The organism is Stieleria tagensis (assembly GCF_024129865.1).
Lineage (GTDB): Bacteria > Planctomycetota > Planctomycetia > Pirellulales > Pirellulaceae > Stieleria > Stieleria tagensis.
The window spans coordinates 1-10,443 of sequence record NZ_JAMYFE010000161.1; the positions used below are offsets into that span (position 1 = coordinate 1).

Annotated in this window: 9 protein-coding genes; 8 read left to right on the plus strand and 1 reads right to left on the minus strand. The window is 57.5% G+C overall.

Annotated elements, in window-relative coordinates:
- The first annotated feature begins 757 nt into the window (after positions 1-757).
- The 7 genes from NHH03_RS27190 to NHH03_RS27220 all read left to right on the plus strand — a co-directional run bounded on the left by NHH03_RS27190 (position 758) and on the right by NHH03_RS27220 (position 6,967).
- On the plus strand, positions 758-1,540 hold the full coding sequence (locus NHH03_RS27190; RefSeq protein ID WP_253161509.1) for a sugar phosphate isomerase/epimerase family protein: 783 nt from the start codon (positions 758-760) through the stop codon (positions 1,538-1,540).
- A 38-nt stretch (positions 1,541-1,578) separates the two neighbouring features.
- Complete coding sequence (locus NHH03_RS27195; RefSeq protein ID WP_253161510.1) at positions 1,579-2,181, plus strand: PH domain-containing protein; 603 nt, start codon at positions 1,579-1,581, stop codon at positions 2,179-2,181.
- A gap of 30 nt (positions 2,182-2,211) precedes the next feature.
- Entirely contained in the window at positions 2,212-2,487 is a 276-nt protein-coding gene (locus NHH03_RS27200; RefSeq protein ID WP_253161511.1) for a hypothetical protein, read from the plus strand.
- Between the two features lie 153 nt (positions 2,488-2,640).
- Positions 2,641-3,597, plus strand: a complete 957-nt coding sequence (locus NHH03_RS27205; protein WP_253161512.1) for an ABC transporter ATP-binding protein — start codon at positions 2,641-2,643, stop codon at positions 3,595-3,597.
- Between the two features lie 7 nt (positions 3,598-3,604).
- Positions 3,605-4,762 carry an ABC transporter permease gene (locus tag NHH03_RS27210; RefSeq protein WP_253161513.1) on the plus strand — a complete coding sequence of 386 codons (1,158 nt, stop codon included), beginning with the start codon at positions 3,605-3,607 and terminating at the stop codon, positions 4,760-4,762.
- Between the two features lie 32 nt (positions 4,763-4,794).
- Positions 4,795-5,754, plus strand: coding sequence for an NAD(P)-dependent oxidoreductase (locus tag NHH03_RS27215; protein WP_253161514.1), 960 nt, complete (start codon positions 4,795-4,797; stop codon positions 5,752-5,754).
- Between the two features lie 223 nt (positions 5,755-5,977).
- Positions 5,978-6,967 (plus strand): NADPH:quinone reductase, encoded by a 990-nt coding sequence (locus tag NHH03_RS27220; protein WP_253161515.1) that lies wholly within the window; start codon positions 5,978-5,980, stop codon positions 6,965-6,967.
- Here the strand turns inward: NHH03_RS27220 and rsgA are convergent.
- Positions 6,964-8,115 (minus strand): ribosome small subunit-dependent GTPase A, encoded by a 1,152-nt coding sequence (rsgA, locus tag NHH03_RS27225; protein WP_315861496.1) that lies wholly within the window; start codon positions 8,113-8,115, stop codon positions 6,964-6,966. The two genes, NHH03_RS27220 and rsgA, sit on opposite strands and share 4 nt — an antisense overlap.
- A 135-nt stretch (positions 8,116-8,250) precedes the next feature.
- Here rsgA and acs point away from each other — a divergent pair, with 135 nt between their 5' ends.
- A complete protein-coding gene (gene acs / locus NHH03_RS27230) occupies positions 8,251-10,209 on the plus strand; it encodes an acetate--CoA ligase (RefSeq protein ID WP_253161517.1) in 1,959 nt (652 codons plus the stop codon).
- The last annotated feature ends 234 nt before the right edge of the window (positions 10,210-10,443 follow it).

The following is a 10,443-nucleotide window of genomic DNA, read 5'->3' on the forward strand; positions in this document are numbered from 1 at the left end:
CGGCCACGGTTCAGAATTCCTCGCACACCCCGACCCACTGAACCCTTGGCGGGATCAGCTACGACGATTCTCTCCCTACCGTAGCTGGACCGGCCACGGTTCAGAATTCCTCGCACACCCAGACCCACTGAACCCTGGCGGGATCAGCTACGACGATTCTCTCCCTACCGTAGCTGGACCGGCCACGGTTCAGAATTCTCGCACACCCAGACCGACTGAACCCTGGCGGGATCAGCTACGACGATTCTCTCCTACCGTAGCTGGACCGGCCACGGTTCAGAATTCCCTGCACGCCCCGACCGACTGAACCCTGGCGGGATCAGCTACGACGATTCTCTCCCAACCGTAGCTGGACCGGCCACGGTTCAGAATTCTCTGCACACCCAGACCCACTGAACCCTGGCGGGATCAGCTACGACGATTCTTCTCTCCCAACCGTAGCTGGACCGGCCACGGTTCAGAATTCCTCGCACACCCGGACCGACTGAACCCTTGGCGGGATCAGCTACGAACAGTGCATCCCACCGTAGCTGGACCGGCCACGGTTCAGAATTCTCTGCACGCCCAGACCCACTGAACCCTGGCGGGATCAGCTACGAACAGTGCATCCCACCGTAGCTGGACCTGGAGGGAGTGACGTTCACGGAATGTCTGACTGGCGAGAGGGCCTACGCGCTTGGCACCCCTGCGACTACAGTTGACGGCTTTGCAGACCGTCTGGCTTAGTCGGTCGATTCATTCAAGGAACGACGAACGCATGGCCGAATTGAAGCTGGCACTACGCCTTGATTCGCTGGGACTTTCGCTCAAACGATCCCTCGATGTCGCCGCGCAGATGGGTGTCCACTTGGTCGAACTCAACGGCCGCGGCGAGATTCATCCGAAAACGCTGACCGCGACCGGCCTTCGCCATCTGAAGAAATTGCTCGACGAACGCAACCTGCGAGTGGCTAGTTTGCGTTTTCAAACCCGCCGCGGTTATGACAACCCGAACGACCTGCAGCGGCGAGTGGAAGCGACCAAGTCGGCGATGGATTTGGCATACAAACTGGGCACTTCAACCGTCATCAACGGCATCGGCTACCTGCCCGAGGACCAACAGGATCCGCGCTATCTGTCGCTGCAAGCGGTTTTAAGTGACCTCGGTCGCTATGGTGCCCGCGTTGGTGCGTTCTTGGCCGCTGAAACCGGTGCCGAGTCCGGCGAGTCCCTGGCGGAACTGTTGGCTTTGGATGAAGACGGGTTCGTGGCGGTGGCGCTGAACCCCGGTCAATTGATTGTCAATCGCCATGATGTGGGGGCGGCCGTCAAAGCGCTGCGCGAGCGAATCCAGGTCGTGTGTGCAACCGACGGTGTACTGGACCTCGCAGCCGGCCGAGGCATCAATGTTCCGATCGGCGAAGGCACTGCGGATTTCCCTCAGATTTTTGCCACGCTGGAAGACGTCGCTTATCGCGGGCCCTGCATTGTCGGCCGCCGCGACTCCAGCCTGCAAGAACTACAACAAGGCATCGAGTATCTCGGAAACCTCGGCAACTAACACCGAAACGCATCTGTCCCGAACCATCGAGCACGCCATTGGCATTCAAAGATCGTTTCCCGCTAGAAATTGAATTTGAAATCGATCGTGAAAAACTCCTGCGATACTTGCTGACACAGGCACGCTTGGGCTGCTTCGCGATTTCGCTGCCCTTCGCATCTCTGATCGGTTTGTCGTTGTTCAGTGCGAAAATGGTGCCCTACCGCAACCCGGACCTCTGGTTCCGCGCTGGATGGCTCGGGATCTACATGATCGGCGCGGTTCTCACGAGTGTCCTGTTTAGCTCGATCCTCTACTTTTCCTATTTCCGACCGTCTTCTCGTTTAAAAGCAGCAAACTTACGTCTGGTCGTCGATGGGCCCTACCTTCGGCTCGTATCCGGTGGATTTGTGCTGCACGATCGGCGATTCCATTTTCGTGACGTCTCGTCGTACAGCACCCTGCAGGGACCTTTCTTGCGGCATCTAGGACTCAAATCGCTTTGCTTTCGCGTATCCGGTCATCCCACTTCGCAGCCACTTTCGGTCATCGGCCTGGCCGACGCTGATTGGGTACGTGATACATTGTGTGAAATAGATGCGTCGCGCGAATTGCCCGACGCGTCCCTCCCCGATCCGACCGCTACTGATGTGGACCGTTAACTTTTCGGAGCCAACGGGAAAGTGACGAACATGCCGGACTTTACCGAACTCAAGCTACCGATCTCCTTTGTCGCGATTTTCACGCTGCTCGGCTGTCTGTTCGGCTTGGGATTAGGATATCTGATGGGCTCATTCAATCCGGCCTACTACCGTGCCCTGTTCCCCAATGTTTCGCCACAGCGCCTGGACGAGGTAGCGGTCGGCATTGGTTTGGGTGCAACGCAGGGTACTGCAGCTGGCTTTGTCGCTGGCACAATTCTGGCGATCACGTCGATGTTGATACGTGGGCGGCGGGAAACCGATTGACGGGGGAACGCGGCGAGTTGTGGATGACGGTGGTGGTCCGCAAGCAGCCTGATGCGAAAATTGGGTTTTCCCGGTGACGTGCCTGGGAGTCTTTGACATACTCGGTTGAGTCTCTTTATCGCGTTCTTTGCCATTGACCGTTGATCGACGCCTGTGATCCAAGCTGACGTCCCCGCGCTGGAAATCACCGAACTAAGGAAAACCTACGGTTCACTGGAGGCGCTCCGCGGGGTCGATTTCCAGTTGCATCAGGGAGAACGACTGGCTTTTCTAGGCCCCAATGGCGCTGGCAAAACGACTCTGATCCGCTGTCTGGCTGGGCGAACGCGACCGACCCATGGAAAAATCAATGTCTTTGGGCTGCCGATTGAGTCGCCCGGTGTTCGCAACGCTTTGGGGCTGGTCCCCCAAGATCTGGCGCTCTACAGCGATTTGACCACCCGCGAAAATTTGACCGTCTTTGCCCGCTTCCATGGCGTGCCCAGACGAAACCTAAAAGAGCGTGTCCAATGGGCACTCCAGTGGACCGGGCTAACCGACCGTGCGGGGGAACTGGTGGGCGGTTTTTCCGGCGGTATGAAACGGCGGGTGAATCTGGCCTGTGGCGTGATGCACCGCCCGCAAGTGATTTTGTTGGACGAACCAACTGTGGGGGTGGACCCGCAAAGCCGCGAGCGATTATTCACGATGCTGGATGATCTCAATCGCCAGGGCGCCTCGATTTTGCTAACCACTCACCACCTGGACGAAGCCCAGCAGCGGAGCGATCGGATCGTGATTTTGGATCAGGGACAAGTGATTGCCGATGGCACCATCGACCAACTAGTCAACCGCACGGTGGGCCCTTCGCGGTTGGTCAAAGTACGCGTCGACCGTCCACTGACCGCCCCGGTCTGGATCTCCGGTCACACCGGCCCCCAGCACTTGCGACAAGTCGGAGCGGCTGGGCAAGATCGATTCGAGACTCGCATCGACGACGTCACGACAGACATTAGTCGGTTGCTCGATGCGATCCGTAATAGTGGCTACCTGGTGTCTGACATGGAAGTTCAAGCACCTTCGTTGCATCACGTGTTTTTGCATCTGACCGGTCACGAACTAAGGGATTAGCGCACCGATGATTGGGACGGTCATTCAAATCAGTTTGCGTCGACTGGTCCACAGTCGCGCTGAACTCGTGCTCACGTTTGTCGTACCGATTGCATTCTTCAGTGTGTTTGCGTTGATCTTTGGAAACGGGATCGGCAGCGGCACCATGCCCAAGGTCAAAGTGGTAGCGGTGGATCTTGCGGCGACGCCGGCAAGCGGCCAGATGATTACCTCGCTTCGCACCAACGAGGGTCTGCGATTCATGGCCTCCGAGAACCCGGACCAACCGTTGACGACGCGTCAAGCAACGAGAATGATTCGTCAAGGCGTCGTCACGATTGGGATCATCGTGAAACAATCCGACGGTCACCCGATGACAGCCGAACTGTTGGCTGACGCGTCCGATCAGGTCGCCGGCCAAGTGGTCGCTGCGATGGTCAGTCGAGAAATGGCGATTGGCAACGCCAAACAAGCGGCCCAGCAGCAGCGTGTGGTCAGACGCCCACCGGTCGAATCAGTCGCTCCGATCGATCCCCTGGCCAACACCGTCCCAATCATCGATGTGATGGGCAAAGACAAAACGAATCCGGTGGTCAGCATGTACGCCGCAGGGATCGCCGTGATGTTCTTGCTGTTCGGCGCGACCGGTGGTGGCGGTGCGTTGTTAGAAGAACGAGAGAACACCACGCTGGACCGCTTGTTATCAACCCAGTTAACAATGGATCAATTGCTGCTGGGCAAGTGGTTTTATTTATCTGGGCTGGGATTCGTCCAGGTCTGTGTGATGTTCCTGTGGGGACAATTGATTTTCGGAGTCGACTTGTGGGGCCATTTGGATGGATTTGTGATGATGACCGTGGTCACCAGTGGTGCCGCGGCGGCGTTCGGATTGTTCCTGGCGACGCTTTGCAAGACGCGCGGCCAACTGAACGGACTATCGGTGATCCTGGTTTTAACCATGAGTGCGTTGGGCGGATCAATGGTTCCGCGTTACCTGATGAGCGCAAAAATGCGGGAACTCGGATTGTGGACTTTTAATGCTTGGGCGCTGGACGGATATGACAAAGTATTTTGGCGCGATTTGCCGGTGGAAACTCTGTGGCCTCAGTTAGCCGTGTTGATGGGGGCCGGAGTAGCGTTTCTACTTGTCGCTCGGGCGCTCGCGATTCGCTGGGAATTTGATTGAGTGCCGACTCAATCTCTCTTGCTCAAACAACCATGACTTCCATCGAATCGACTTCTGTTGAACCAGGAAAAACACGTCTCGGCTGGATCGGCACCGGCGTGATGGGACACAGCATGTGCGGCCATCTAATGGACGCCGGCTATTCCGCCACGGTGTTCAACCGCAGCGCGGAGAAAACCAAGCCGCTGGTTGATCGCGGCGCAACCCAAGCGGATTCGCCTCGGGCCGTTGCCGAGGCCAGCGATGTGGTGTTCACGATCGTTGGTTTTCCCGACGATGTCCGCCAGGTCATCTTGGGCGATGACGGCGTGCTAGCCGGCGCACGTGCCGGCATGACGATCATCGACATGACGACTAGCCAACCCAGTTTGGCTGTTGAAATTGCCGAGGCAGCAAAAAAGATTGGCGTCGATTCGATCGATGCACCCGTCAGTGGTGGCGACAGCGGTGCCAAGAACGCTGCACTTTCGATCATGGTCGGCGGTCAAGCGGCGGCGGTCCAAAAGATCCATCCGCTGTTCGAACGAATGGGAAAAACCATCGTCCATCAAGGCGGCCCAGGTTGTGGACAACACACCAAAATGGTCAACCAAACGCTGATCGCCAGCGGAATGATCTCAATCTGCGAAGCCCTGCTGTACGCCCACAAAGTCGGACTCGATATTCCCACGGTGCTAAAAAGTGTGTCGTCGGGAGCCGCCGGCAGTTGGTCATTGTCTAATTTGGCACCACGCATGTTGGCAGGTGATTTTGACCCCGGCTTTTTTGTCGAACATTTTTTAAAAGACATGAAGATCGCGCTCGACGAAGCAGCCAAGATGAACCTGGCGTTGCCCGGTTTGGCGCTGGGTTACCAGTTGTACAACGCCGTCGCAGCGCAGGGGCATGGTCGCGATGGCACCCAGTCGTTGATTTTGGCGCTCGCCCAGTTGAATGGCTTTGACTGGCGCAAAGAAGCCGTTTCGACTTGCGACTCGAAACCCGACGCGTGACGGGCTGTTGCTTGAGTTAGCCGGTCGCAAGTTGGTGTGGAGGATTTATCCGACCGGCTTTATTCTTCGCAGAAAAACCTCATACGAGTCGGATAAATCCTCCACACCAGCGTCGTTAAAGCTGCACTTTCGCGTTGCGTTGCGATGATTCGCAACATTGTGATGTCCAACTCGTTTCCGTTGTCCCTGTTCCATCCGTTCCTTCTTGACTGTGAGACCATTGATGAAAGCCGCCTATATAAAACAGACAGGTGACCCGGATGTGATTCAAATTGGTGATCTGGATGATCCCATGATCGGTCCCGGCCAGGTGATGATTCGAAATCATGCGGTTTCAGTGAACCCGATCGACACCTATGTCCGCAGTGGTGTGGTCGCGTTTGATTTGCCGGATCCATTCATCGTCGGTTGTGATTCGGCGGGCGTGGTCGAAGCAGTCGCCGACGATGTGGATTCATTCCGCGTGGGCGACCGTGTCTGGTGCACCAATCAAGGGCTGCTCGGTCGCCAAGGCACGTTTGCCGAGCGGATCGCGGTGGATGCAGATTGGTGTTTTCCGCTGCCGGATCAAGTTGATTTTGAAACCGCGGCGGCCAATGCATTGGTCGGCGTCACCGCCCACTTGGGATTGTTTCGCAGTGCTTCTCTGGAGCCCGGCGAGACGGTGTTGGTGATCGGCGGGACCGGCGGCGTCGGCAGCATGGTCGTGCAGATGGCCAAAGCGGCTGGTGCGACGGTGATCACGACTGCCGGATCGCAGCAGAAAGCCGAACGTGCGACCGCGCTGGGGGCGGACCATGTGATTGACTACAGCAAACAAGCGATCGATCAAGCGACGAAACAGTATGCCGCGCATGGAATCGACGTGTTTTGGGAAACGCGTCGCGATCCCGATTTTGACATGGCCGTTGACTTGCTCGCACCGCGTGGTCGCATGGTGCTGATGGCCGGCCGCGATGCAAGACCGGAATTCCCGGTGGGTCCGTTCTATGTCAAAGAATGCTCGTTGCACGGGTTTGTGATGTTCAAAGCGCGACCGCTGGAAATGCGCCGTTGTGCGGACGACATGAATCGCTGGATGGCCGCTGGAAAACTGCAGGCCAATATCGCTCAAACACTGCCACTGGCCGAAGCGGCCCAAGCGCATCGATTGCAAGCGTCGGGCGACGTGGGCGGCAAGATCGTGTTGACGATCCAACAGGCCCGCGTCTAGTTGACCAGCAGGTCGTCTTCTAACAGGTGGCAATACGAATCATAGCGGCGGGCATCAATCCTTCCCTCAGCCACCGCATGTTTTACGGCGCAATCGTCTTCCATCAGGTGTAAACAATTGGAATAGCGACACGCACCGACGTGGGGGCGCAGATCCGGCATCAGCCCGGCCACTTCCTCGGCCGTGATGTCCCACAGTTGGAATTGACGGATACCGGGTGTATCGAACACCCAGCCGGCGTTTTCGCCTTGCAGCGGAATCAAAGTCGACGTGGTGGTCGTGTGACGGCCTTTGTCGTTGTCTTTGCTGACCGTCGACACCGCCAGTGCCAATCCGGGTTCGATCGCGTTGAGCAAACTGCTCTTGCCCACGCCGCTTTGCCCGGACAGCGCCGTCTGTTTGCCTTTTAACAATTCACGCAGGTACTCGATATTCGTGCCGTGATCGGCGCTGGTCAGCAAAACACGATAGCCCAGCGATGCATAGACCCCCAGGATCGGCTGGAATTCCGCGGTGTCCACCAAGTCACATTTGTTGATCACAACGACGGGTTTCAGCCCACATTGTTCCGCCGACAACAAAAAACGATCGATCAAGGCTGGCTTGAGCGTTGGTTCGGCGGCGCTGGTGACGATCAGCAGGTGGTCCACGTTGGCTGCGATGACATGTTGCTGACCACGGCTTTGTCGGCTGATGATGCCGTGTCTGGGGGCGACAAATTCGATCATTCCGCGCTGATCGGATTCAGCACGAAAGCGCACATGGTCACCGGCCACGATCGCGCCTCGGCCTTCGATGCTGAGCGATTTCAGGACTTGACGGATGCTGCATTCGAACCGGCGTCCATCGTCGGCCAACACGACATTGGCCAACCCATGAGCGTTAATCACCCGTCCACTGATCAACGGCGCATCGTTGGATCGGTCTGCATCGGAGGACATCGGCGATTCGGAATCAACACCGACGACCGTCCGCTTTCGCGTCAAATCGCCTTTTCCGCTAACCCGTTCGTTTTTCACCGCATCGGCTAACGATTCGGAATCTCCCGTGTTGAATTGTCGTGTCAAATCCGTGTCGCGCACCCGCCCTTGGTGGCGTTTCCGGAAACTGACACGGGATTGACTGCGTTTCGATTTCTTTTTCGCCATACCTGCGATTTTAGCGACTGCGATCCGATCTGGCATTGGGACTGCCCCGACAGTGGTGAGCCTCTTTTCGGTCGGCTAGACTGAGCGTCCCCGTGTTTCCTTCCTTTCCGCTTGCCTATTCCGGATTTGCGTTTGATGACCGATACCGCCGCTGGCCAAATTGACCACGTCTTCCACGAACGCCGTTTATTCCCCCCCCCAGCCGAATTCACTGCCAAAGCAGTGATCCGCTCCCAAGAACAATACGACGATTTGTATCAGCGAGCGCGCGACGATCGCGACGGGTTTTGGAAACAGGAGGCCGAGCAGCATTTGCATTGGTTTGAACCCTTCGGCGAAGTCTGCAAATGGAACGCACCGCATGCCGAGTGGTTCGTCGGTGGCAAGACCAACGCCAGTTACAACTGCATTGACCGCAACATCGACCAGGGTCGCGGCGATCGCGCCGCGATCATCTGGGAAGGCGAACCCGGTGACACGCGGACGCTGACCTACAACGAATTAAAGTCCGAGGTCTGCAAATGTGCTGCGGCGCTGCGAGAGTTGGGGATCCAAACCGGAGACGTGGTCAGCATCTACATGCCGATGACGCCGGAACTGGCGATCGCGATGTTGGCCTGTGCCCGAATCGGCGCCATCCATTCGGTGATTTTTGCCGGCTTTAGCGCCGAATCGATTGCCGATCGAAACAACGATGCCCAAGCCAAGATGGTGATCACATCGGATGGGCTTCATCGCCGCGGAAAAGTATTGCCGCTGAAGGTAACGGTTGACGAGGCGTTGGAAAAATCTCCGTCGGTGCAAACCTGCCTCGTGTTGCGCCGGATCGGCAACGACGATGTACCGATGAAAGACGGCCGCGATGTGTGGTGGCATGACGTGGTCGATAAACAGTCGGACGATCTTCCCGCCGAACCGCTCGACAGTGAAACCCCACTGTTCATCTTGTACACCAGCGGCAGCACCGGAAAACCCAAAGGCATCTTGCATTCCACGGCCGGTTACAACCTGTGGGCCAAACGAACCTTTCAGTGGGTGTTTGATCATCGCGATGACGACGTTTATTGGTGCACCGCTGACTGCGGATGGATCACCGGACACACCTACATCGTCTATGGACCACTGGCCGCTGGCGCGACCTGTTTGATGTTCGAAGGGGCGCCAAACTATCCCGCCGAAGACCGGTTCTGGGAGTTGGTCGAAAAGTACAAGGTCACGATCCTGTACACCGCCCCGACCGCAATTCGCGCATTCATCAAATGGGGCGACCAGCACGTCGACAAACATGATCTGTCTAGTTTGCGACTGCTCGGCAGTGTGGGCGAAGGAATCAATCCCGAGGCCTGGATGTGGTACCACAAAAAAATCGGCGGCAGCTCCTGCCCGATCGTCGATACCTGGTGGCAGACGGAAACCGGCGGCATCATGATGAGCCCGTTGCCGGGGATCACCGCCACCAAGCCCGGTTCCTGCACCCAACCATTGCCCGGCGTCGTACCATCGATCGTTGACGAAACCGGCGCCAGCGTGGATGCCGAACACGGCGGCATGCTCTGTATCGACCAACCCTGGCCGGGGATGCTGCGAGGCGTGTGGGGCGACGAAGAACGGTTCGTGGAAACCTACTGGGCAACCGTCAAAGGCAAATACTTGACCGGCGACAATGCGCGCTGTGACAAAGACGGTTACTACTGGATCATGGGTCGGATCGATGACGTGATCAACGTTTCCGGACACCGCTTGAGCACGATCGAAGTTGAGAGTGCGTTGGTCAGCCACGAACTGGTTTGTGAAGCGGCGGTGGTGGGTCGACCAGACGATCTCAAGGGGCAAGCCATTGCGGCGTTTGTCACCGTCACGGATCCGAATCCGGGCGAGGAACTGCGTCAGGAACTTCGCATGCATGTTCGCAAACAAATCGGCGCGCTGGCACAACCGGATGACATCCGATTCGCCGCAGCGGTTCCGAAAACCCGTAGCGGAAAAATCATGCGGCGACTGTTGCGGGACATTGCCGCCGGCCGTGAAGCCGCCGGCGACACCAGCACGCTGGAAGACTATTCCGTGCTGGCGACGCTGCGAGAAGAAGAGTAGCTCACGTCTTGAGCTAGCACGAGCAGGCCTGTCTCCGCAGCGGCACGCCAGCGGCCGCAACCGTGGAAAACCATGTGGCAAAGTTTTTGACTCTGGTTGCGGTCTCATTACGCCAACGGCGTTCGACAGCTTAGCCTAGGGTCAGGTCTTGTGAGCGCAGCGAGCAAACCGTCACCCTAGGTTGCGAACACCGGGAACACGCTCTGCCCGGCGGGATTCGGCGGCATAGCCGCC

Bases quoted from the DNA above. Each gene is read 5' to 3' on its own strand.
- NHH03_RS27190 (WP_253161509.1), top strand. From the start codon at position 758: ATGGCCGAATTGAAGCTGGCACTACGCCTTGATTCGCTGGGACTTTCG.
- NHH03_RS27200 (WP_253161511.1), top strand. From the start codon at position 2,212: ATGCCGGACTTTACCGAACTCAAGCTACCGATCTCCTTTGTCGCGATT.
- NHH03_RS27210 (WP_253161513.1), top strand. From the start codon at position 3,605: ATGATTGGGACGGTCATTCAAATCAGTTTGCGTCGACTGGTCCACAGT.
- NHH03_RS27215 (WP_253161514.1), top strand. From the start codon at position 4,795: ATGACTTCCATCGAATCGACTTCTGTTGAACCAGGAAAAACACGTCTC.
- NHH03_RS27220 (WP_253161515.1), top strand. From the start codon at position 5,978: ATGAAAGCCGCCTATATAAAACAGACAGGTGACCCGGATGTGATTCAA.
- rsgA (WP_315861496.1), bottom strand. From the start codon at position 8,115: ATGGCGAAAAAGAAATCGAAACGCAGTCAATCCCGTGTCAGTTTCCGG.
- acs (WP_253161517.1), top strand. From the start codon at position 8,251: ATGACCGATACCGCCGCTGGCCAAATTGACCACGTCTTCCACGAACGC.